Source organism: Pantoea sp. K16 (genome assembly GCF_048452805.1).
Taxonomy (GTDB): domain Bacteria; phylum Pseudomonadota; class Gammaproteobacteria; order Enterobacterales; family Enterobacteriaceae; genus Pantoea; species Pantoea agglomerans.
The window spans coordinates 180-22,805 of sequence record NZ_JBLWNV010000008.1 but is presented as its reverse complement, the minus strand read 5'-3'; the positions used below and the strand labels follow the sequence as shown (position 1 = coordinate 22,805).

The following is a 22,626-nucleotide window of genomic DNA, read 5'->3' as shown; positions in this document are numbered from 1 at the left end:
GGGTGGCGGCGGATATCATGGAGGCTACTATGGAGGTTATCACGGTGGGTATCATGGCGGTCACCATCGCCGCTAACGGGCAAAGATGTCACACAGCATAAAATAAAAGCATTAAACTTTAAGGGCGGGATAATTATCCCGCCCGTTTTATTTAGCTTTTCACAGCATAATTACACTGGAACCACGCTTTCTGCAGTCCCGGAATATGACTCTCCTGCGCAGGTAACGCCTCGACTTTATCAAAGCCTTTATTACTGCAGTAATTCGCCAGATCAATATTCATTGCATCACGATTGACCTTTACCGGGTCAAAACGGTACTGCACGGTATTTGAGCCTGGATCTTCATCTACACGTTCAAATGCCCCGGGTTTGCTGGCAGTACATCCACTCAGCAAAATCAGCGCCAGTGCGCCGGTTATTAGTTTTTTCATTTAGTTATCCTCACGTTGCCGCGCAGTTTATGACGCAGCATGCCGCGCATCCATAGGATTAATGCGCGAAAGTTCAAAACTTGAGAAGCTTTTACCGATTAATGTAATACGATTAAACGGCTATCACTATCATGCACGGCGTGACAAGATGCATTCAGACAAAACGAAGACTGCACCACACCAGGAAATGCCAAAAATAAAAATCTGTTCCTCTCTTCCCTGCCCGCGCTTAGCGGGCTTTTTTTCGCCCGCCATTCCGCTGCTCCGCTGCCGCTTACTGGCCAGTCAGTGCAATCATTCTACGTAACAGGTTAGCGGCGCGCTTGTCAGGTAATGCCAGAATCGCGCTGTAGAGATCAATCGACATGGCACACAGCGATGAGCGATCAACCGCCGTGTCGGCAGGCATATTCAGCTGCTGCAGCTTATCCCCCCACTGCTGATAGAGCCGGGCGACAATTTTTTGCAGATCATCCTGCGCCAGCGCCTTATCCAGTGGCTGATCGGGCAATGGACTGTTCAGCAGCAGCTGCTCCATGGCATCCGCCTCTTTGCGATTCAGCGACGGCGGCAGCGTGGTCAGCAGATTGATGCCGCCACTCACCTGCGGATAGAGATAACGGAAGCAGAGGCCCGGATCGATTTGGTTCAGCGCCCGCATCTCTTCAACTGAGACGCTGATATAGTTGACCACCGCCGCGTCAGTTCCGCGCATCAGCCGCTGATTAATCACCTCAATCAGCCAGCCACGTAGCTCGCCCGTCGCCTTCTCAGCTGGCTCCCCCGCACGGATGCGCCGGGTCAGCTCCTGGGTCAGCAACAGCCATAACGCCGGTTCCTGAGTCTGCAGCACCCGATAACCGGGCATCTTTGCCAGTTGATTTACCGCCTGCTCACGCTGACTGGCCTGCAACTGATGCGGCGCAACCCAGCTGAACCAGAGCAGGTTCGCCAGTATCAGAGGCAGCAGAAAGATGATCAGCCCCTGCCACAAACGCAGCCGGGTGGTTTTGATCAGTACAATTACAATCAGCGCCAGCAGCGCAAACGCGGCCAGCGTAATAAAAAGCAGAGCATTCATGCGGCGGGATTAATCCTTACGCACATCGATCAGCACAGGACAGTGAGCGCGCTCAATAACCGATGCGCTGACTGAGCCTTTTAACAGCCGATTCAAAGAGGAGAGATGGCGACGTCCCATGATAATCATGCTGGCCTTAAGCTGTTGCGACTGGGCAACGATAGTATCTGCCGCGTCACCCGCCAGAATCATGCCCCGCGCATTAATGCCCGCACGCAGTAACGGAGCCAGTGCATGGCGCACCACCATTTCTGCCGTATTCTGCTCATCCTGCGCAGCCACAAAATCGGCCGGATCTTCACCCGCATCGATTTCCATTGGCTGATTACAGGAGGAGTAAGCGGGATCGACGCAGCACAGCACGACCACCTCGGCGCGATGCGCCAGCGCTTCTTCAATGGTTAAGGCGACCACTTTTTCCGCTACCGGAGAGTGATCAATGGCCATCAGCAGGGTTTTCATCGAATGCTTATCCTTCTATCGCGGCGACTTTGCCGATTTCACGCACCAGTGCCTCTTTACACTTCAGCATCTCGTCACGAAAACGGGCTTCGTGTCGCAGAAAACGTGCAGAAGGCACCAGCAAAGAGACAGAAAAACGACCAAACAGCGTATCCAGCGCAAACGCCATGGTAGAGATACCTTCCAGCGTTTCACCGCGATCCACGGCGATACCGGTTTCGCGCACTTCCCTGATATGTTGCAGCAACTGAGGCAGCGTTTTCACCGTCATATCGGTTAACTCCTGCCAGGCGTCGCCAACGATCGTTCGTACATCTTTTTCACACTCCAGCGCCAGCAACGCCCGTCCACCGGAGGTGCTGTAGAGCGGCAGATTGAGTCCCATATGCGGAACCACCCGAAGCTCACGCGACGCCACCACGTGGTGAATAATCGCCAGCTGACTGCCGCTGGCGCGCGCCAGCGAGACGGTTTCATTGGTGTCGGAAGAGAGTTTTTCCAGCAGCGGACTGACCAGATCAACCACATCGGTATGTACGCTGGAGATCAGTTTTAACAGCGCCGGCCCCAGACGCAGTCCGCCCGCCCCGCTGCTGCGCACCAGCTCTGCGCTGTCGAGCGCGGCAACAATACGCTGCACCGTTGAGCGCGGCAGTTCGACCGCCTGAGCGATCTCACCGAGGCTCATGCCGCCGGGCTGTTCGCCAAGCGCATTAAGAATTTTTGCCGCACGGGCGATGACCTGTATACCGCCCGTTTTTTCATCCTCGCGGCTGGAGGGTTGATGTGCCATAGCGTCGTCCTGTTTGAGCTGCCTTACTGTAGCGCGAATGCCGCACTTTTTACAGCCTGTACCACATTGCAATACAGTATACCGGGATGTAATATTACGACCTGTATCACATCGCAGTACACTGCATCATAATAACGAGATCGCCTGCAATGAACGCTAAGCCTGCCGCCGCGCCGGCCCCTCATCCTTTTACACTGCGACTGGCACTGGGATTAGTCGGCGTGCTCATCGCCGCGCTGACCTCCGGGCTGAACGATCGCGTCAGTGATATCGCGCTGGCCGATATCCGTGCCGCGATCGGCATCAGTTACGATCAGGGTAGCTGGATTATCTCTGGTTATCAGGCGGCAGAAGTAGCCGCCATGATGATTGCGCCCTGGTTTGCCGTCACCCTGTCGCTGCGGCGTTTTACGTTAGGCGTGTCGGCGGGATTTATGCTGACCGGCATTCTGCTGCCGCTGGTGCGGGATCCGACGCTGTTTATCAGCCTGCGCGTATTGCAGGGCCTGTTTGGCGGCGCCTTACCGCCAATGCTGATGACGGTCGCCCTGCGCTTTCTGCCGCCGCCCTTTAAACTTTTTGGCCTGGCGGGCTATGCCCTGACCGCGACGTTTGGCCCCAATATGGCGGCCTCGCTGGCCTCGTTGTGGACCGATCACGTCAGCTGGATGATGGTGTTCTGGCAGGTCGTGCCGTTGATGCTGATCGCTATGCTGCTGACAGGATGGGGATTGCCCCAGGATCCGCTGCGACCGGAACGCTTTCAGCAGATCGATCTGTTCGGCATGGTGACCGGCTGCAGTGGTGTTGCGCTGCTGATTCTGGTGCTGACCCAGGGTGAGCGCCTCGACTGGCTGAACTCGCCACTGATTACCGGTATGTTGCTCACCGCGCTGCCGCTGCTGCTGGTTTTCCTGATTAATGAGTGGTTTCACCCGCTGCCGCTGTTTAAATTGCAGATGCTCCGACGGCCAAATCTGGCGCATGGCTTGCTGGGCCTGGCCTGCGTGCTCATCCTTGGGCTTTCTGGCTCCGCGCTGCCTTCGGCCTATTTTGCTCAGGTCAGCGGCTTTCGCACCCTTGAGTTTGCCCCGCTGGCGCTGACGGTGGGTCTGCCGCAACTGCTGATCGCACCGCTGATTGCAGCCCTGCTAAATATCCGCTGGATCGACTGCCGCTGGATGCTGACGGCGGGCGTCGGCTTGCTGGTGACCTCCTGTCTGCTGGGCACACAGATCACCAGTGACTGGGCAAGACAGAATTTCTGGCTGCTGCAGATCCTGCAGGCGTTCGGACAACCGATGATCATTTTGCCGATACTGATGAGCGCCACCAGCGTTGTAGCCCCGCCAGAAGGCCCGTTTGCCTCGGCAATGTTTAATACGGTGCGCGGCTTTTCCAGCATCGCTGCCTCTACGCTGGTTGAGGTTTTCCTTTCGCATCGTGAGCAGTTTCACTCCAGTGTGCTGATTAATCAGGCGGCCAGTCGCAGCTGGCTGATGACAGCGCCGACGGCCAGTCAGGCCAGCAGCAGCTTGCCGCTGTTGCCGGATGGCAGCATCAGCGCCGCCGGTAATCTCAGCGGATTCGCCACCCTGGTCAGGCATCAGGCCACGATCCTTGGTCTGAGCGACAGCTGGCTGATGCTGACCGGCTTTGCCGCCTGCCTGTTATTGCTTACCGCCATCCTGCCAAAACGGGTGTGGCCGCCTCAAACTTTGATTCAAAACCCTTCCCGGAATAACTGAATATGCGTGCTTTCGAAATGAAAAGAACCCTGCTGCTGAGTCTGTTGCTGCTGGTGTTACTGGCCATCGCTTTTGTGGTCTGGTCACTGATGACCGGCAACGATCACCGCACCAACGACGCTTACGTCAATGCGGACTACACCCTGGTGGCACCGAAAGTCTCGGGCTACATCAGCCACGTGCAGGTGCAGGATAATCAGCAGGTCAAAGCGGGTCAGCTGCTGGCGACGCTGGACGATCGTGACTATCGTGTGGCGCTTGAGAGTGCGGAGGCTGACCTGCAGGTGAGCCAGGCGAAACTGCTGAGCAGTCAGGCACAGCTGGAGCAGCAGCAGTCGGTGATTGATCAGCAGAAAGCCAGCGTCGCGGCCAGCGAAGCCTCTGCGCAGTATGCCGGTCAGAGCGCCGATCGTTATAACCGCCTCTATAAAAGCGGTACCGTGGCAGCCGACGATCAGCAGAAAGCCAGCTCAAACCAGCGCTCGGCGCTGGCAGCCGTGCATCAGAGTCAGGCCGCGCTGGCGTCGGCAGTAAAACAGGTGGGGGTGTTACAGGCGGCGGTGCGTTCTGCGGAAGCGGATGTTGCAGCGGCGAAGGCCAGCGTCGATCAGGCCAGGCTGAATCTCTCCTACACGCGCATTACTGCGCCCGTTGACGGCATGGTAGGTCAGCGCTCGGTGCGGACCGGCGCGTACGTATCAGCCGGCACCCGTCTGCTGGCGGTGGTGCCACTGCAGCAAACCTACATTACCGCTAACTATCTTGAGACGCAGTTAAGCGATGTGCGTCCCGGCCAGCGGGTGCGGATCCGGGTGGACGCCCTGCCGGGCGAGACCTTTACCGGTCATGTGGACAGCATCGCACCGGCCACCGGCGCAACTTTTTCGGCGATCTCTCCCGATAACGCCACCGGCAACTACACTAAAGTCGTTCAACGTCTGCCGGTGAAAATTGTGCTGGATGGCGACCAACAGCATCTGGCTCAGTTACGTGTAGGCATGTCGGCGATCCCTGAAATCGAAGTGCCTTAAAATTGTGAGCAATATCTCAGAACGGACCTATTTCATTTGGGGAGGATTACGCGTAAATTAGCGCTCGATCCTGTTCTGAGTTATTCAGATCAACCCGGAAAAGAGCAGACCATGACTGTAAATGGCGATCTCTTTTCCACATCTGTTCGCGTTGCACTGGTTTGGGATCGCCATCATCGTAACCGCTCAGAGGAGTTGCTTTGTGAAATATGCCTTGATGGGAATATCTTTTTTCGCGTTACTTTGGTTCGGAACCTTTGTTCTGCTGCTGAAGTAATGGCGTGACAGTGCCGCCACGGGGCGACCCTTGAGTCGCCCCTGCTGGCTGTCAGCGTTCTTCTTCCATTTTTATGCTGCCTGGCAATATGCCATCGGCACGAAACATCGCTTTAATTCCCCGTACCGCCTGACGAATACGATCGCTGTTCTCTATCAGCGCAAAACGCACGTGCGTGTCGCCATAGTCGCCAAACCCGATACCGGGCGAGACACAGACTTTCGCCTCCTGCAGCAGTTGCTTAGCGAACTCCAGCGACCCAAGATGTGCGTAATGATCCGGTATTTTTGCCCAGACGTACATTGAGGCTTTCGGGTTATCCACCATCCAGCCCGCTTCATGCAATCCTTTGACCAGCACATCACGGCGGCGTTTGTACTGCTCTGCGATGTCGCGCACGCACTGTTGATCCCCTTCCAGCGCCGCAATCGCCGCCACCTGCAGTGGCGTAAAGGTGCCGTAGTCATGATAACTTTTGATTCGCGCCAGCGCGGCGACCAGCTCTTTGTTGCCCACCATGAAACCGATACGCCAGCCCGCCATGTTGTAGCTTTTTGACAGGGTAAAGAATTCGACGGCGACATCACGCGCGCCCGGCACCTGCATAATCGATGGCGCTTTCCAGCCATCGTAGACGATGTCGGCATAGGCCAGATCGTGGATCACCAGCACGTTGTACTGCTTCGCCAGCGCAATCACCCGTTCGAAAAAGTCGAGCTCCACACACTGTGCGGTGGGGTTGGACGGGAAGCCGAGGATCATCATTTTTGGCTTGGGATAGCTCTCGCGAATGGCGCGTTCCAGCTCATTGAAGAAGTCGACACCCGCCACCAGCGGCACCGAGCGTACCTGCGCCCCGGCAATCACCGCACCGTAGATATGAATCGGATAGCTGGGATTGGGCACCAGCACGGTATCACCGTGATCCAGCGTCGCCAGCATCAGGTGCGCCAGGCCTTCTTTGGAACCGATGGTGACAATCGCCTCTGATTCAGGATCGATCTCAACCTGATAGCGATCGGCGTACCAGCGCGAGATTGCCCGGCGCAGGCGCGGAATACCGCGAGAGGTGGAATAACCGTGGGTATCGTCACGCTGCGCCACCTGGCATAACTTTTCGACGATGTGCGGCGGAGTCGGGCCATCCGGGTTGCCCATTGAAAAGTCGATGATATCTTCGCCGCGCCGACGCGCAGCCATCTTCAGTTCAGCGGTGATGTTGAAAACGTAAGGGGGTAAGCGTTCGATACGCGAGAAACGACGGGGTGTGCTGTTATCAGCCATGATGTCCTCTGGATTACGTAAGCGCCCGGACCGTCCGAGCGACGCGGGTCACTGTGGTGACCCGTTACGAACATAACGTGGCGAGGATCATTTTGTCGAGGGTGGCGGAAAATATTTTTATTTTTGCGGATTCAGCCGCCCCAGCAGCCAATCGTTCACCCAGCAGCCGTTCAGCAGATAATTATCCCGTAGCGTGCCCTCCAGCTGAAAGCCGTTTTTCTCCAGAATACGGCGTGACGCCCAGTTCCCTTCAATCACCATCGCTTTGAGTTTGTGGAAATCGGCTTCAAGCAAAAACTGACACAGCGCCGCCAGGGCTTCGCTGCCATACCCCTGACCGCAGTGACGATGCAGCAGCATATAGCCCACCTCCGCCTGACGGTATGGCTCCCATTCGGGGCTGCAGCCAAACAGGCCAATCGGCTCACCGTTGTCACGACGTCGCGCAACCAGGCAGAGCATATGAAAACTGCTCGCCTGCCAGGGGGCCAGACGCTCGGTGAAGCGCTGGCGGATATCCGCTTCATCGGGGATTTCGCTCACCCAGGTCATGGTGTCGCGATCTTCATGGACGGCACGAAACAGTTGCCAGTCTTCTGGCTGTAATTTACTCAGGGTTAATCTGGCGGTGACAAGTTGCATCTGCTGCTCCCGATGGGCGCGATTTCCAGCGGTCACTGGCGCGCCTCATCGCGCAACATAGCAAAACGGCACCTTAGCGACCAGCCTCTGCAGGGCGAAAAACTGTTCCCCTTTAATGCACTCAACCTTTCCTCTTTTTGCAGATATGCCGTAAAAATTGATCTGAAACACTAACTCCCGCCGTGATTGATCGGGACGCTAGCGGTTCGCGATCACATTTTTTATCATAGAGGCACTTTCCATTGCCGACGAGTCGCCTGTGTCCTCCCACTTCACGATGTTACTGGCAGTATTTGACCGCGCCGCCCTGATGCTGATCTGCCTGTTCTTCCTGACGCGCACCCGCCCGTTTCGTCAGCTGCTGCAAAAAGATGAACACACCCGTGCGGAGAAAGTAGCCGTTACTGCCATCTTTTCCCTGTTTGCGCTGTTCAGTACCTGGTCGGGTGTCGATGTCGATGGTTCACTGCTGAATGTGCGGGTCATCGCCGTGATGGCGGGTGGCATTCTGTTTGGTCCCTGGGTCGGGATCGCCACCGGGGTTATTGCCGGTCTGCACCGTTTTCTGATCGATATTCACGGCGTAACCTCCGTGCCCTGCCTGATTACCAGCATCATTGCCGGTATCGTCGCGGGCGGTATTAATCGCCGGGTACTGAAAGAGCACCGCTGGCGTGCCGGTATCGTCGGCGGCATGCTCTGTGAAGCCCTGACGATGTTGTTGATTGTTGTGTGGGCGCGCCCCACCTCACTCGGGCTGGCGATTGTGTCAGAAATTGCTCTGCCGATGATCCTCGGTGCCTCCAGTATCGGCATCATTGTGCTGCTGGTGCAGAGCGTCGAGGGGGAAAAAGAGGCGATTGCCGCCCGCCAGGCCAAGCTGGCGCTGGAGATCGCCAATAAAACCCTGCCGCTGTTCCGTCAGGTGAACAGCGACTCGCTGCGCAACATCTGTGACATTATCCGACGGGAGATCAAAGCCGATGCGGTGGCGATGACCGATAAAAAACAGATTCTGGCCTACGTCGGCTATGGCGAACATAATTATAAACATGGGGATGATGGCATCAGCCCCACCACGGCGCAGTCGATCGCCAGCGGTAAAATTATCATTAAGAACAACGATGAAGCGCATCGCACCAAAGATATTCACTCCATGATCGTGATCCCGCTGTGGGAGAAAGGCAAAGTCACCGGCACGCTGAAAATCTACTATCGCCGCGCACACCGTATTACCGGCTCGCTGAAAGAGATGGCGATCGGCCTGTCACAAATCATCTCAACCCAACTTGAAGTGTCGCGTGCCGAGCAGCTGCGCGAGATGGCTAATAAAGCGGAACTGCGCGCGCTGCAAAGTAAAATAAATCCTCATTTCCTGTTCAACGCCCTGAATGCTATCTCCTCTTCTATCCGGCTCAATCCCGATACCGCCCGCCAGCTGGTGATCAACCTGTCACGCTATCTGCGCTACAACCTGGAACTGAACGACGATGAGCTAATCGACATCCGTAAAGAGCTGTGGCAGGTGAAAGATTACATCGCCATCGAGCAGGCCCGGTTTGGCGATAAGCTGACGATGATCTATGACGTCGATGAGGATCTCCATTTTCTGCTGCCGAGTCTGCTGATCCAGCCTCTGGTGGAGAATGCCATTGTCCATGGCATCCAGCCCTGTAAAGGCAAAGGCGTGGTGACGCTGAGCGTCCGGGATCTGGGCGATCAGGTGCGGATCTCGGTGCGGGACACCGGCCAGGGCATCAGTGACGAAGTGATAGCACGGGTGGCGCGCAACGAGATGCCCGGTAATAAAATCGGCCTGCTCAATGTGCATCATCGGGTAAAACTTTTGTCGGGTCAGGGATTGAATATCGTGCGGCATCAGCCGGGCACCGAGATTTCCTTTACGCTGAGTAAGAATGGCCAGCGCCTGGCGGAGAATCTGTTATGAAAGCCATTATTGTGGAAGATGAATTCCTGGCGCAGCAGGAGCTGAGCTGGATGATTCAGCATCACAGCAAAATCGAGATCGAAGCCTGTTTTGACGATGGTCTGGACGTGCTGAAGTACCTGCAACAGCATCGGGTTGATGTGATTTTCCTCGATATCAACATCCCCTCACTGGATGGCATGCTGCTGGCACAGAATATCCATCAGTTTGCCCACAAGCCACTGATTGTCTTTATTACCGCGTGGAAAGAGCATGCGGTAGAAGCGTTTGAGCTGGAGGCGTTTGACTACATTCTCAAGCCCTACCAGGAGTCGCGGATTGTTACCATGCTGAACAAGCTCGAAGCCACAGCGCAGGCGCAGCAGGCGGTCAGCCATCTCAGCGCCACGCCCGCGCCGCAGACAGTCAACCTGATCAAAGATGAGCGCATTATCGTCACTGACGTGAATGATATTTACTACGTTGAGGCGCATGAGAAGCTGACGTTTGTTTATACCCGGCGCGAATCCTACGTGATGTCGATGAATATTACCGAGTTCTGTTCACGCCTGCCGGAACAGCAATTTTTCCGCTGCCACCGCTCTTACTGCGTCAGCCTCAGCAAGATTCGTGAAATCGAGCCGTGGTTTAACAATACCTATCTGCTGAAGCTGCGCGATCTGGAGTTTCAGGTGCCGGTCAGCCGCAGTAAGGTGAAGCAGTTTCGACAGCTGATGCGCCTGTAGCGCAGGAGGGTTAAAGGTCTGTTCAGAAAGGGGGATGGCGAAGCAGGAGAGCAGCAAAAAGTCCGGGGGGTTTTCCCGATCCTGCCCCGCTGAAGCAGGCCGATCGGGAAAATCGCTCGCGCGCAGAATGGCAGTGCGCGCGAGGTAAAGCAGAATCAGATTTCGCGACCCAGCGTCTGGCGCAGATGCGCGCCCGCGCCCAGCAGGCCAGGCTGGTCGTGCGTAATCATATAAACCGGGATGCTGGCAACATAGTCGCGGAAGCGGCCTTTATCTTCAAACGCCGCACGGAAACCCGACGACTTAAAGAACTCCAGGAAGCGTGGCACGATGCCACCGGCAATATAGACACCACCAAAGGTGCCAAGATTCAGCGCCAGGTTGCCGCCGAAACGGCCCATGATGACGCAGAACATTGACAGCGCGCGACGGCAGTCGGTGCAGCTGTCATCCAGCGCACGCTGGCTGACATCTTTCGGCTTCAGGTTTTCCGGCACGCGATTATCCACTTTAACAATCGCACGATAGAGGTTAACCAGACCGGCACCTGACAGCACACGTTCCGCTGAAACATGGCCCAGCTCTTCGCGCAGCACTTCCAGGATCTGATCTTCTTCTTCGCTGTTGGCAGCGAAGTCGACATGACCGCCCTCACCTGGCAGGCTGACCCAGCGCTTGTCCACATGCACCAGATGGCTGACGCCTAATCCGGTGCCGGCACCATAAATCGCGATAGGTTTATCTTTGACTGGCTCTGTACCGCCAAACTGAATCACGTTTTCGGCGGTCAGCATCGGGATCGCCATAGATACCGCAGTGAAGTCGTTAATGATTTCCAGGTGTTCAAAACCGATGTTCTCTTTGAGCTTGCGCGTGGAAAACGCCCAGTCATGGTTGGTCATTTCAACCCAGTCATCGGTAATCGGGCAGGCAATGGCAATACAGCCATCTTTAACGTCCTGCTGTTGTTCATCAAGATAGTGGCGGATGACGGCTTCGAGGCTGTCGTATTCTGATGTTGAGAATGTTTTGGCCTGGGTGATGCTGCCGCTTTCCACCTCACACAGGGCGAGGCGTGCGTTAGTACCGCCGACATCGCCGACCAAGGCATAGGTTGTCATTCTTCTGTTGCTCCGCTTGGGGTCTTAAGAGTTGGAGGACACTATAAAATTCTGCCCATAAAACAACAACGCTCACCGGTGCGATTGGTGAGCGTCTTACTCAGGTGTGCTACAGCCTAACCGCGATAGTCCACCCTGCACAGCGGCAACTATCTGAATCTTAGCCGCCGTTGCGTTGATTCAGGCAGGCGGTGACTTTTCGTAGCAGTGGCGGCAAATCCTCTTTCTGCATGACGACTTCAACCAGAGAGAGCCACTTCGGCTCTGAGAGTCGCGCCATCACTTCCTCTAACTGCACCGTTTCACTGATACGCCAGCTCTGCGCCTGGCCCTGCAGGCTAAGGGCGTGCGGTAAGGCCGTCCAGTTCCACTGGGCAATATCATTGTAACGTTGTGTTGCGCCATGAATCGCCCGTTCGACGGTATAGCCTTCATTATTCAGCAAAAAGAGTATCAGTCGCTGCTGGTCACGCAGCATCGAACCCAGTTCCTGAATTGTCAGCTGCGCCGAACCGTCCCCGATGATCAGGATAACCCGGCGATCAGGATCGGCAGTCTGCGCGCCAAATGCTGCCGGAAGAGTATAGCCGATTGATCCCCATAATGGCTGAACCACCAGCTGCGCCTGCGAGGGCAATCTTAACGCGGCGGCCCCAAAGGCGGCTGTCCCCTGCTCGGCCAGAATAAGGTCGCCGGGTTGCAGGAATGCCTGCATAGCCTGCCAGAACGCCTGCTGGCTGATCGCTGCCGCCGGTTCTGCAGGCTGCGCGGCGGGCGGCGTGGCGCCGGGTTGCCACTGCTGGCCATAGCGTTCAAACAGCGGCAGCAGCTCGCTCAGCGCATCCGCCATCGACAGTGGCGCAAAACGTTCACCGCCCACGCTGGCGCTGAAGGGCTGCAGATCAATCAGTCGCTCAGGGTTAAACTGCTGCGTGAAGCCTGCAGTAATGGTGTCGGTAAATCGCACCCCGACGCAGATCGCCACATCCACCTGCTCGATCTGTTCGCACACCTGACCTGCGCTGGCCTCACCGGCATAGGTACCGACGTAACCCGGCTGCTGTTCATCCAGAACCCCCTTGCCCATCAGCAGGCTGGCACAGGGAATCGCACACTGTTCACGCAGCGCGGCCAGTGCGGACTGCTGCTGCCAGCGCAGCGCAAGAAAATCGGCCAGCAGTGAAACCCGCTGCGCCGGTGCCAGCAAACGTTCCGCCGCATCGCTGAAAGCGCGACGCGCAGCGGGCGAAGAGGATTGATGACTGTTCAGGGGCTGCGCGGGTGGCTGCACCTCCATGGCCGCCACGTCGACGGCCAGCGACAAATAGCCGGGACGACGGGCCTGCAGCGCACTGACGATCACCCGATCAATCTCAGCCGTGGCGTTGTCGGCGGTAAGCTGTGCCGTTGCCGCACTGACTTCTGTGGCCATGCGAATAAAATGCTGGAAATCGCCATCGCCCAGCGAATGATGAACACAATCCCCCTGCAACTGGGCCTGCGTCGCAGGCGCGCCAACGATATGGATCACCGGCAGATACTCGGCATAACTGCCCGCAATGCCATTAATCGCGCTGAGCTCGCCCACACCAAACGTGGTCAATAGCGCTCCCGCGCCGTTGCAGCGTGCATAACCGTCTGCCGCATAGGCTGCGTTAAGCTCATTAGCGCAGCCTACCCAGCTGATGGCCGGATGGGCGATGACGTGGTCAAGAAATTGCAGGTTATAGTCGCCCGGCACGCCAAACAGATGCTTTACACCAATCTCCTGCAGACGGGTCAGCAGGTAATCTCCAACAGTAAAAGTGGACATTGCGCATTCCTTTCAGGGAAGAGTCGGGTTAAGTATCTGACACAGGATGAAATTAGCGAGGCGTGCCGCTATTTTAGCCAGCCGCAATGGCTGGAAAGGCGACGTTACGCTGGCGGAATATTCTGTAAAAATGCGAATTGCAGCGCGCTGTCACTGAGTGTAACCGTATACACTGATAGACTTTTGGCACATATCCCCGTTTTTACCCAGGAGCGCTGAATGTCCCTTTTCCCTCATCCCGATCGCTATCAACAGATGGAATATCGCCGCAGCGGCCGCAGCGGAATCAAACTGCCCGCCATTTCGCTGGGACTGTGGCATAACTTTGGTGACAGTACCCGGGTCGATAACAGCCGTGAGCTGCTGCGTCATGCGTTTGACCTTGGCATCACGCACTTCGACTTAGCCAACAATTACGGTCCACCCCCTGGCTCAGCAGAAGAGAACTTCGGGCGTATTCTGCGGGAAGATTTTCGTGCCCATCGTGATGAGCTGATCATCTCCACTAAAGCGGGCTATACCATGTGGCAGGGGCCTTATGGGGATTGGGGTTCGCGTAAATATCTGGTCGCCAGTCTGGATCAGAGCCTGAAGCGAATGGGGCTGGAGTATGTGGATATTTTCTATCATCACCGTCCCGATCCGGAAACCCCGCTGGAAGAGACAATGCGCGCGCTGGACCATGTGGTGCGCCAGGGCAAAGCGCTTTACGCTGCCCTTTCTAACTATCCGGCCGATCTCGCCGCCGAAGCGATAGCTATCCTGCGCGATCTCGGCACCCCTTGTCTGATTCACCAGCCGCGATATTCGATGTTTGAACGCACACCTGAGCAGGGATTGATTCAGACGCTGGGCGATGCGGGCGTCGGCTGTATCGCCTTCTCTCCGCTGGCAGGCGGCGTGCTCACCGATCGCTATCTGCAGGGCATTCCTGAAGATTCGCGCGCGGCCAGCGGCAGCAAGTTCCTGAATGAGAACCAGCTGACGGATGAGAAGATGGAGAAAGTCCGCAAGCTTAATGCTATTGCGCAGCAGCGCGAACAGAAGCTGGCGCAGATGGCGCTGGCGTGGGTGCTGCGCGATGAGCGTGTGACTTCAGTACTGATCGGAGCCAGCAAAACAGCCCAGATCGATGACGCGGTGGCGATGCTCGCTCGCCGTCAGTTCAGCGACAGCGAGTTAGTTGCGATTGACGCGGCGCTGCTGTAACGATTTTAGCGCCCGGCTGAGGCCGGGCGTTTTCTGCGCCAGAATAGTCTCAAACCCCTTTCTCTCCCCAATTTCCTCACAATCTTCCGACACAATGATGCGGTAACAACAGCAATACGCAGGCATAATCGCTGCGCCGCAACAGCGTCAGACTGTTGATGAGGAGAAGAAAATGAAAAGAGCCCTTATTTTTGCTGCCCTGCTGGCCCTGTTGTCGCCGCTGGCACACCACACAGCCCAGGCCTCCAGTGCCTCTATTACTCTGGCCCCCGGCGTCACCCTGAATCTTGGCGATCGCGATCGCCGTGGCTATTACTGGGATGGTGGTCGCTGGCGTGAACCGCGCTGGTGGAACGACCGCTATTCTTACAACGAACGCCGCTGGTGGCGACACGAAGAGTGGCGTCGTCAGCAGCAGTGGGAGCGCGAACGCCGCTGGCATGAGCGCGACCGTGAGCGTCGCTGGGAACATCAGTATCGCCGTGATCGTGATCGTGGCTGGGATCATCATGACCGTCGTGGTCCTGACCATCGCGGTCCAGACCATCACGGACACGATCGCCATTAATAAAAACGCCCGGCAGAACCGGGCGTTTCAGACAACACAAAGACTTCAATCAGTGTGATTCTGGCCGCAACGCATAAACTCAACGCGCAGGGAACACGGTCAGAAGAGGAAAGCGTCCCGCGCCAGGACGGCGCGGGCCGAGCATGTCATGGATGACGGATTTTGCGTCTTTCCGATCTGACCGTGTTTCCTGCGCTGGCTCGGTATCACTGCGAACCTGGCCAGACGTTGCCAACAAGAAAATGCCCGGCAGAACCGGGCGTTTTCTTGTTTACCATAACCGCTACAGCCCCAGCGCTTCACCCACCAGCAGGTAAAGATTCAGCGTAATCACCAGCAGCACGATCAGTCGCCCGGTATTCTGCATCAGACGCGAGTTAACCATATCATCGCCCATCAGCTCGCGGTTGCCGGTAAAGGAGAGCAGCGGAATCAACGCCAGCGCAATACCAAAACTCAGCAGCACCTGACTCATCACCAGCACCCTTGTCGGGTCCCAGCCGGCCCAGATGACAATAAAAGAGGGCAGCATGGTGACGGTTCGGCGCACCCACAGGGGAATATGGAAGTGGATAAAGCCCTGCATCACCACCTGCCCCGCCAGCGTACCGACCACCGTTGAAGATAATCCGGCGGCCACCAGGCTCAGACCAAACACCGTCGCCGCTGCCTGACCTAACAGCGGTTGCAACGTCAGATAGGCCTGATCGAGTTCAGCGATTTTACTGTGACCGCTGAAGTGAAACGCCGCTGCGGCGGTCGCCATCATTGCCAGGTTAACGAATCCGGCGATGGTCATGGCAATCGCCACATCCAGTTTAGTTGAGGAGTACCGCTGACCTTTGCTGTCCTCACTTTTACCCTGCGTCAGCGCGGAGTGCAGGTAAATCACGTGCGGCATAATGGTCGCACCCAGCACACCCGCCGCCAGGAATACAGCATCCGACGTTGGTAACGCGGGCAGCGCCATGCCGATCACCAGCTCTTTGACACTGGGCTGGGAGAAAAAGAGTTCGACGATATAGGCCGCCGCCACAAACAGCAGAAGTCCGCCAATCACCAGCTCCAGCGGCTTTTGCCCCCGGCTCTGTAACATCAATATCAGGAACGTGGCGATGCCTGTCAGCACCGCGCCCTGCATCAATGAAATGCCGAGCAGCAGTTTGAACCCCAGCGCGGCACCGATAAATTCCGCCAGGTCAGTGGCCATCGCGATAATTTCCGCCTGCACCCAGTAAAACCAGACGGCGGGCCGGGGAAAACGATCGCGGATGTGTTCAGCGAGGTTTTTGCCGGTAGCGATACCCAGCTTGGCTGACATCAGCTGAATCAGCATGGCCATGATGTTGGCCCATACCACCACCCACAGCAATTTGTAGCCGTAAGCAGCGCCCGCCTGAATGTTGGTCGCAAAGTTGCCCGGATCGATATAGCCGATAGCGGCGATAAAAGCGGGCCCCAGTAGTGCGAGTTTGACTTTTCTGACTCCGCGAGCGGCGCGCTCGGCGGTACGACTTTCAAACATATCCGGTACCCTGTCTGAACATTTGCCTGCCCCGGCAGCTTAGGGGTTAGCAGGTGCAAGTGAAATTCGTTTGTTGTTATCGGTGTAATAGATGCTGCTATAAAGTATAGCCATTGCTATACATTACAGTAAAGGATGTGATTGCTAAAAATGTGAGCAATAGTGTCACTTTACGCCCGGTGTAAAATTCAGACAATAATTATGTGGTTATCTGAAGTGAAGTATTTGTAAACAGGACGTGATCTCTGGAACTTTTCTGGAAAATATAACGATAGCGAATACTTATATTGTGGTTCAGATCTCGTTTTTAAGTAACGCGTTACATAGAATACGCAACAAAATACAACCCTCCTCAAATTTGGAGCAACCATGTCCCATATTTTGCAATTTCTTTTAGCACTGGTGGTGGTCGGGATACTCGCCTTGCTGGTTAGTCACGATCGTAAAAGCATTCGCATTCGCTACATTATACAGCTACTGGTGATTGAAATTGTGCTCGCCTGGTTCTTCCTGAACTCAGAAGCGGGACTCGGTTTCGTCAAAGGATTCGCGGGCTTCTTTGACCATCTGCTGAAGTATGCCGCTGAGGGTACTAACTTCGTCTTTGGCAACATGAGCGACAAAGGTCTGGCCTTCTTCTTCCTTAACGTATTGTGCCCTATCGTCTTTATCTCTGCGCTGATCGGTATTCTGCAGCATTTCCGTATCCTGCCATGGGTGATTCGCGGTATTGGTACCGTACTGTCGAAAGTGAATGGCATGGGAAAACTGGAATCTTTCAACGCCGTAAGTTCTCTGATACTGGGACAATCAGAAAACTTCATCGCCTATAAAGATATCCTGGGCCAAATGTCACAGCGCCGCATGTACACCATGGCCGCGACCGCGATGTCGACCGTATCGATGTCGATCGTCGGCGCCTACATGACCATGCTGCAGCCGAAGTATGTGGTCGCCGCGCTGGTGCTCAACATGTTCAGCACCTTTATCGTGCTGTCGCTGATCAACCCTTATCGCGTTGAGAACGAAGAAGATCTGCAGTTGCAGGATCTGCACAAAGGCCAGAGCTTCTTTGAGATGCTGGGCGAGTATATCCTGGCCGGTTTCCGCGTCGCGATTATCGTTGCCGCCATGCTGATTGGTTTTATCGCGCTGATTTCAGGTCTGAATGCGCTGTTTGATTTGATCTTCGGCATCTCTTTCCAGGGCGTTCTCGGCTTTGTCTTCTATCCGTTTGCCTGGGTGATGGGCGTACCTGCTGGCGAAGCGTTGCAGGTCGGCAGTATTATGGCGACCAAGCTGGTGTCGAATGAGTTTGTTGCCATGATGGATCTGCAGAAAATCGCGGGTCAGCTGTCACCACATTCAGAAGGTATTCTTTCTGTGTTCCTGGTCTCGTTCGCTAACTTCTCTTCTATCGGCATCGTGGCCGGTGCGATTAAAGGTCTGAACGAAGAACAGGGTAACGTGGTTTCCCGCTTTGGTCTGAAGCTGCTGTACGGCTCTACGCTGGTCAGCGTGCTTTCCGCCGCTATCGCCGGTCTGGTTCTGGCGTTCTAAGCACGGTTCTGCGCACTACTCTAAGCATCAAAGGGCGAGCAGGTCTCGCCCTTCTCTTTCTGCTCTATCCTTGCTCTGCTTCCCGCTGATTCCCCTTTCCCGCGTTACCTCTTTCATTGCACATGTCACATCTGCATTCAGATCGTGCACGAGAGGCGGCACAACGTCCTGCAAACAGCATCGGATGCCATGACAGGTTATGCCGGTTAATAACGCAATTAAGCGTGCGCAGCAGCGTGAATGGCAAAGCAATAGCGTTGGGATCCGCAGCAACTGGCGAATAAGAGATTAATCAGAAAGGATTTTGACAACGGCGTGTCAGAAAATGGTGGAGATAAGCGGGATCGAACCGCTGACCTCTTGCATGCCATGCAAGCGCTCTCCCAGCTGAGCTATACCCCCACATCTGGAATCGTTTTTCAGTGCCAAACTTTTGGGAAGAAGTTTGGTGGAGCTAAGCGGGATCGAACCGCTGACCTCCTGCATGCCATGCAGGCGCTCTCCCAGCTGAGCTATAGCCCCGAACCGAAAAACTGTCGCGTTAAGCGACGGACGGCATAATATGAAACCCCCTCCGGGGTGTCAACGGCAAAATGACATTCTCTGTTTGATCGCTGAAAAAGGCGGCAACCTGCGAAGTTTCAGCAGCATGCTGCAGGGGAAAATCGTGTCTGTTCACACAGGACCGTTTTTTAACTGTTATTCAGTCTGCCGTCAGGTTAATTCACGGTTAAATATGTTATAGGAATTTTCTTGTCTTCGGCTTTTTCGCATGCAAAACTTAGCCCGCTAATTTAGTGGTACCCGGGACCCTCTCCCGCGCACCACGCGTCCACCAGGCGTTATCGTCCCATTAATCATAAAAAAACTACTGAGATACTATGTCGCTGCATACACCTAAAGAAATCGCACAACTGGCGATCCAGTCAGGCGTGGCTAAAAGCCGTGCACCTGTCAGCATCCTTCTGATTCTCGGCTTTATGGCGGGCGCATTTATTGCGACCGGCTTCCTGCTGGATCTTCACGTGATCAACACCCTTCCCGCTGAATGGGGCTCTTTTGGTGGCCTGTTAGGTGCCGCGGTCTTCCCGGTGGGGATCATCATGACCGTGCTGGCGGGTGGTGAACTGCTGACCGGTAATATGATGACCTTACCGGTGGCCTGGTTCGCCCGTCGCATCAGCTTTATGAGCGTGGCGCGCAACTGGTTCTGGGTTACCCTGGCTAACTTTCTCGGCAGCGTGGCTGTCGCCTGGTTCTTTGGTCACATGCTGGGTATGACCGAGGGCGATTACCTGAAGAAGACCGTTGCTATCGCTTCTGCAAAAGTCCACGCTGATCTCCTGCACGCCTTTATTTCCGGTATCGGCTGTAACTGGCTGGTTTGCCTGGCGGTATGGCTGGCCTTTGCCAGTAAAGATGTGGTCGGCAAGATCTTCGGCATGTGGTTCCCGGTGATGGCATTTGTGGCCATTGGCTTCCAGCACGTTGTCGCTAACATGTTTATTATTCCGGCCGCCATTTTTGCCGGTCAGATGAGCTGGGCAGAGTACTTCCCTAATTTTATTGCCGTCTTCTCAGGCAATGCCGTGGGTGGTGCCGTGTTCGTTGGTCTGGCCTATTTCCTTGCATTCCGCCCTGCCGCTGAACCCGCCAGTAATCCTCAGTAATGATGTTTTGCCTTTTGTCGAGAGACAAAAGGCAATTTCAGCTTCAGTTACTTTCACCCGTTACGTTTTGCTGTAATATGTCCTGCTAATGTATTAATCAGGGACTGCATCGTGAAAAAGGAATGGCTTACCCCCGAAGAGCTGGCTGCAGAGACGGGTTACAGTCGGCAAACGGTGAATAAATGGATCAAGCGGGAAAACTGGACGACCACGCCGAAGCCCGGTGTGCAAGGCGGTAAAGCCCGATTGATTCACATTGATGAGCGCGTGAAAAGTTTTATTCAGTCGACCCGTAACCTTAACGAGCCGACGGCAACTTATGGCACTCCGTCTAATTCATTACCTGCGTTATTAATAAGTTCCGTCCAGCAAATGACTCAGGACGAGCAGGATCAATTCACTGCACTAATCTTACGCGAAGGTATCAAGGGCGTTTTGCAGCGACTGGGAATCAGCGAAGAGTAAGGTGTATTTATCAGGGAAGTTATGATGAAAAAGGAATGGTTAACACCCGAAGAACTTGCCTCAGAGACGGGCCTGAGCCGACAGACAGTGAACAAATGGATTAAGCGCGAAAACTGGACCACCCTGCCCAGACCCGGCATTCAGGGCGGCAAGGCGCGATTGATTCATGTCGATGATCGCGTAGAAAAATTTATCCATTCGACGCGTAGCCTGCACGAACCCGCCGCAATGTATAGGGTTCCGGCAGATTCACTGACGGCACTGTTAGTAAATGCGGTTCCGCAAATGAGTCAGGCTGAACAGGAGCAGCTGTCAGCGCTGATATTACGGATAGGTATTAAAGGCATGTTGCAGCGTCTGGATATCACTGAAGAGTAAAAACCGGAAGCGCGTAGCTTCCGGTTCTGTTTATTAAGCCTGCGCTTCCCGCTCACTGATAAAGGCCAGCGCCTGCTCAATACGTGCAACGCTGCGGCTGCGGCCTATTGCTTCCACGGTGACATCCAGTCCGGGTGACTGACCGGCACCGGTTACGGCCACGCGCAGCGGCATGCCCACTTTCCCCATCCCGACTTCCAGCTCATCTGCGGTGCTCTGAATAGCCTGATGTACGTTTTCAGCCGTCCACTCTTCGATCGCGGCCAGCTTATCGCGTACCACTTCCAGCGGCTGACGCGCTACCGGACGAAGATGTTTCTTCGCGGCATCGGCATCAAATTCTGCAAAGTCTTCATAGAAGTAGCGGCAGGATGCAGCCATCTCTTTCAATGTTTTGCAGCGCTCGCCTAACAGACCAACCAGCTTCGCCAGTTCCGGCCCCGTGCGGGTATCAATTTTCTGCTCTTCAATATGCCACTGCAGGTGTGTCGCCACATATTCTGGCGGCAGCGTATTGATGTAGTGATGGTTCAGCCACTGCAGTTTCTCAGTGTTGAACGCACTGGCAGACTTACTGACTGCATCCAGGGTAAAGAGCTCAGCCATTTCGGCCACGCTGAAGATTTCCTGATCGCCATGTGACCAGCCCAGACGAACCAGGTAGTTGAGCAGCGCTTCTGGCAGGTAGCCATCATCACGATACTGCATCACCCCTACCGCCCCATGACGCTTGGAGAGCTTTTTGCCGTCATCGCCCAGGATCATTGAGACGTGGGCATACACCGGAACCTGCGCGCCAATTGCTTTGAGGATGTTGATCTGACGTGGCGTGTTGTTAATGTGGTCTTCACCGCGAATCACATGGGTGATGCCCATATCCCAGTCATCCACGACGACGCAGAAGTTGTAGGTTGGCGAACCATCGGTGCGGCGGATGATCAGATCATCCAGCTCCTGGTTGCTGAACTCAATCGGGCCACGGATCTGGTCGTCAAAGATGACCGAACCTTCCTGCGGATTGCGGAAACGCACAACGCACGGCTCATCATCTGCATGATGTTCATGGCTGTCACGGCAGCGGCCGTCGTAACGCGGCTTTTCGTTGTTGGCCATCTGCTCTTCACGCAGCGCTTCCAGACGTTCTTTAGAGCAGTAGCATTTATAGGCTGTACCCGCTTCCAGCATTTCATCAATGACCGCGTTGTAACGATCAAAACGTTTTGTCTGGTAGTAAGGGCCTTCATTCCAGTCGAGGCTCAGCCAGTTCATGCCATCCATGATGGCTTCGATAGCTTCCGGCGTGGAGCGCTCCAGATCGGTATCTTCAATGCGCAGCACGAACTCGCCCTGGTTGTGACGGGCAAAGAGCCAGGAGTAAAGTGCGGTACGGGCGCCACCTACATGCAGATAGCCAGTCGGGCTGGGCGCGAAGCGTGTTTTGATTTTCATTGAGTATTGCCTTAGATGCGCGGGTTCTCTGTCTGGATGACAAAAAACAGGTTAGACGCGAAAAAACAGTGGGCACATTCTAGCATCTGACGGTGAATCCTCAATGCATGCCCGCCAGTTGCCGCCCGGGAAAAGGGGCTTTTCTGCCAGTAAAACCAGCACATTGGCTAAAAGCGCGACAGGGTGTTTAAAAATAAACCGAACGCACATTTATGTTTTAAAAAGCGTTGACTCAAAATCAACTATCCCTATAATGCGACTCCACACAGCGGGGGTGATTAGCTCAGTTGGTAGAGCATCTCCCTTACAAGGAGGGGGTCGGCGGTTCGAACCCGTCATCACCCACCACTCTTAACAGCGTGGCCCGCAGTGAACAGGTATGAAGATATGGGTGATTAGCTCAGTTGGTAGAGCATCTCCCTTACAAGGAGGGGGTCGGCGGTT

The 22,626-nt window shown here is 55.3% G+C and carries 21 protein-coding genes and 4 tRNA genes (1 of these 25 cut by a window edge); 13 read left to right on the top strand and 12 right to left on the bottom strand.

Annotation, left to right across the window (positions count from 1 at the left end):
• Positions 1 to 151: 151 nt before the first annotated feature.
• From ACK13D_RS12105 to ACK13D_RS12090, 4 genes are all read right to left on the bottom strand, one after another.
• Positions 152 to 433 carry a lipoprotein gene (locus ACK13D_RS12105; protein WP_033758553.1) on the bottom strand — a complete coding sequence of 94 codons (282 nt, stop codon included), beginning with the start codon at positions 431 to 433 and terminating at the stop codon, positions 152 to 154.
• Positions 434 to 707: 274 nt separating this feature from the next.
• Entirely contained in the window at positions 708 to 1,514 is an 807-nt protein-coding gene (locus ACK13D_RS12100; RefSeq protein ID WP_010257881.1) for a hypothetical protein, read from the bottom strand.
• A gap of 9 nt (positions 1,515 to 1,523) precedes the next feature.
• On the bottom strand, positions 1,524 to 1,976 hold the full coding sequence (locus ACK13D_RS12095; RefSeq protein WP_010257878.1) for a universal stress protein: 453 nt from the start codon (positions 1,974 to 1,976) through the stop codon (positions 1,524 to 1,526).
• Positions 1,977 to 1,983: 7 nt separating this feature from the next.
• Positions 1,984 to 2,769 (bottom strand): IclR family transcriptional regulator, encoded by a 786-nt coding sequence (locus ACK13D_RS12090; protein ID WP_418796452.1) that lies wholly within the window; start codon positions 2,767 to 2,769, stop codon positions 1,984 to 1,986.
• Between the two features lie 149 nt (positions 2,770 to 2,918).
• Here ACK13D_RS12090 and ACK13D_RS12085 point away from each other — a divergent pair, with 149 nt between their 5' ends.
• From ACK13D_RS12085 to ypdK, 3 genes are all read left to right on the top strand, one after another.
• Positions 2,919 to 4,517, top strand: coding sequence for an MFS transporter (locus ACK13D_RS12085; protein ID WP_418796451.1), 1,599 nt, complete (start codon positions 2,919 to 2,921; stop codon positions 4,515 to 4,517).
• 2 nt (positions 4,518 to 4,519) lie between these two features.
• Positions 4,520 to 5,548 carry an HlyD family secretion protein gene (locus tag ACK13D_RS12080; RefSeq protein WP_010257869.1) on the top strand — a complete coding sequence of 343 codons (1,029 nt, stop codon included), beginning with the start codon at positions 4,520 to 4,522 and terminating at the stop codon, positions 5,546 to 5,548.
• Between the two features lie 202 nt (positions 5,549 to 5,750).
• On the top strand, positions 5,751 to 5,825 hold the full coding sequence (gene ypdK, locus ACK13D_RS12075) for a membrane protein YpdK (RefSeq protein ID WP_099257831.1): 75 nt from the start codon (positions 5,751 to 5,753) through the stop codon (positions 5,823 to 5,825).
• Positions 5,826 to 5,876: 51 nt separating this feature from the next.
• Here ypdK and alaC read toward each other — a convergent pair whose 3' ends face one another.
• Together alaC and ACK13D_RS12065 are read right to left on the bottom strand one after the other, a co-directional pair.
• Positions 5,877 to 7,109: an alanine transaminase gene (alaC, locus tag ACK13D_RS12070; RefSeq protein ID WP_033758563.1), complete on the bottom strand. Its 1,233-nt coding sequence runs from the start codon at positions 7,107 to 7,109 to the stop codon at positions 5,877 to 5,879.
• A 117-nt stretch (positions 7,110 to 7,226) separates the two neighbouring features.
• Positions 7,227 to 7,751: a GNAT family N-acetyltransferase gene (locus ACK13D_RS12065; RefSeq protein WP_031292218.1), complete on the bottom strand. Its 525-nt coding sequence runs from the start codon at positions 7,749 to 7,751 to the stop codon at positions 7,227 to 7,229.
• Between the two features lie 277 nt (positions 7,752 to 8,028).
• Between ACK13D_RS12065 and ACK13D_RS12060 the strand changes: the two genes are divergently transcribed.
• Positions 8,029 to 9,699 carry a sensor histidine kinase gene (locus tag ACK13D_RS12060; protein ID WP_010257859.1) on the top strand — a complete coding sequence of 557 codons (1,671 nt, stop codon included), beginning with the start codon at positions 8,029 to 8,031 and terminating at the stop codon, positions 9,697 to 9,699.
• Entirely contained in the window at positions 9,696 to 10,424 is a 729-nt protein-coding gene (locus ACK13D_RS12055; RefSeq protein WP_003848909.1) for a LytR/AlgR family response regulator transcription factor, read from the top strand. Before ACK13D_RS12060 ends, ACK13D_RS12055 begins: the two co-directional genes overlap by 4 nt.
• Positions 10,425 to 10,579: 155 nt before the next feature.
• On the opposite strand, the gene glk is transcribed toward ACK13D_RS12055, so the two are convergent.
• Together glk and ipdC are read right to left on the bottom strand one after the other, a co-directional pair.
• Positions 10,580 to 11,545 carry a glucokinase gene (glk, locus tag ACK13D_RS12050; protein WP_010257856.1) on the bottom strand — a complete coding sequence of 322 codons (966 nt, stop codon included), beginning with the start codon at positions 11,543 to 11,545 and terminating at the stop codon, positions 10,580 to 10,582.
• 160 nt (positions 11,546 to 11,705) lie between these two features.
• Positions 11,706 to 13,358 (bottom strand): indolepyruvate decarboxylase, encoded by a 1,653-nt coding sequence (gene ipdC, locus ACK13D_RS12045; protein ID WP_418796447.1) that lies wholly within the window; start codon positions 13,356 to 13,358, stop codon positions 11,706 to 11,708.
• Positions 13,359 to 13,577: 219 nt separating this feature from the next.
• Between ipdC and mgrA the strand changes: the two genes are divergently transcribed.
• Both mgrA and ACK13D_RS12035 read left to right on the top strand, forming a co-directional pair.
• On the top strand, positions 13,578 to 14,567 hold the full coding sequence (gene mgrA, locus ACK13D_RS12040; RefSeq protein ID WP_256849864.1) for an L-glyceraldehyde 3-phosphate reductase: 990 nt from the start codon (positions 13,578 to 13,580) through the stop codon (positions 14,565 to 14,567).
• A 172-nt stretch (positions 14,568 to 14,739) separates the two neighbouring features.
• The gene (locus tag ACK13D_RS12035; RefSeq protein WP_010257849.1) at positions 14,740 to 15,135 is read left to right on the top strand and encodes a DUF2502 domain-containing protein; all 396 of its coding nucleotides are present in this window, start codon (positions 14,740 to 14,742) and stop codon (positions 15,133 to 15,135) included.
• A gap of 283 nt (positions 15,136 to 15,418) precedes the next feature.
• On the opposite strand, the gene ACK13D_RS12030 is transcribed toward ACK13D_RS12035, so the two are convergent.
• Complete coding sequence (locus ACK13D_RS12030; protein ID WP_010257845.1) at positions 15,419 to 16,660, bottom strand: Nramp family divalent metal transporter; 1,242 nt, start codon at positions 16,658 to 16,660, stop codon at positions 15,419 to 15,421.
• A gap of 369 nt (positions 16,661 to 17,029) precedes the next feature.
• Here ACK13D_RS12030 and ACK13D_RS12025 point away from each other — a divergent pair, with 369 nt between their 5' ends.
• On the top strand, positions 17,030 to 18,220 hold the full coding sequence (locus ACK13D_RS12025) for a NupC/NupG family nucleoside CNT transporter (protein ID WP_010671371.1): 1,191 nt from the start codon (positions 17,030 to 17,032) through the stop codon (positions 18,218 to 18,220).
• A gap of 326 nt (positions 18,221 to 18,546) precedes the next feature.
• On the opposite strand, the gene ACK13D_RS12020 is transcribed toward ACK13D_RS12025, so the two are convergent.
• Positions 18,547 to 18,622: transfer RNA gene (locus ACK13D_RS12020), tRNA-Ala, on the bottom strand.
• Positions 18,623 to 18,666: 44 nt separating this feature from the next.
• Positions 18,667 to 18,742 (bottom strand) — tRNA-Ala (locus ACK13D_RS12015).
• Between the two features lie 359 nt (positions 18,743 to 19,101).
• Here ACK13D_RS12015 and ACK13D_RS12010 point away from each other — a divergent pair.
• The 3 genes from ACK13D_RS12010 (at position 19,102) to ACK13D_RS12000 (ending at position 20,733) form a co-directional block, all read left to right on the top strand.
• Positions 19,102 to 19,890 carry a formate/nitrite transporter family protein gene (locus tag ACK13D_RS12010; RefSeq protein WP_172608119.1) on the top strand — a complete coding sequence of 263 codons (789 nt, stop codon included), beginning with the start codon at positions 19,102 to 19,104 and terminating at the stop codon, positions 19,888 to 19,890.
• Between the two features lie 111 nt (positions 19,891 to 20,001).
• On the top strand, positions 20,002 to 20,355 hold the full coding sequence (locus ACK13D_RS12005) for a YfeC-like transcriptional regulator (protein ID WP_010257838.1): 354 nt from the start codon (positions 20,002 to 20,004) through the stop codon (positions 20,353 to 20,355).
• Between the two features lie 21 nt (positions 20,356 to 20,376).
• Complete coding sequence (locus ACK13D_RS12000) at positions 20,377 to 20,733, top strand: YfeC-like transcriptional regulator (RefSeq protein ID WP_250488662.1); 357 nt, start codon at positions 20,377 to 20,379, stop codon at positions 20,731 to 20,733.
• A gap of 33 nt (positions 20,734 to 20,766) precedes the next feature.
• On the opposite strand, the gene gltX is transcribed toward ACK13D_RS12000, so the two are convergent.
• Positions 20,767 to 22,182 carry a glutamate--tRNA ligase gene (gene gltX / locus ACK13D_RS11995; protein ID WP_010257834.1) on the bottom strand — a complete coding sequence of 472 codons (1,416 nt, stop codon included), beginning with the start codon at positions 22,180 to 22,182 and terminating at the stop codon, positions 20,767 to 20,769.
• A 272-nt stretch (positions 22,183 to 22,454) separates the two neighbouring features.
• On the opposite strand from gltX, the gene ACK13D_RS11990 reads away from it, so the two are divergent.
• Both ACK13D_RS11990 and ACK13D_RS11985 read left to right on the top strand, forming a co-directional pair.
• Positions 22,455 to 22,530: transfer RNA gene (locus ACK13D_RS11990), tRNA-Val, on the top strand.
• A 41-nt stretch (positions 22,531 to 22,571) separates the two neighbouring features.
• Positions 22,572 to 22,626, top strand: a tRNA-Val gene (locus ACK13D_RS11985); it runs 121 nt beyond the window's last position.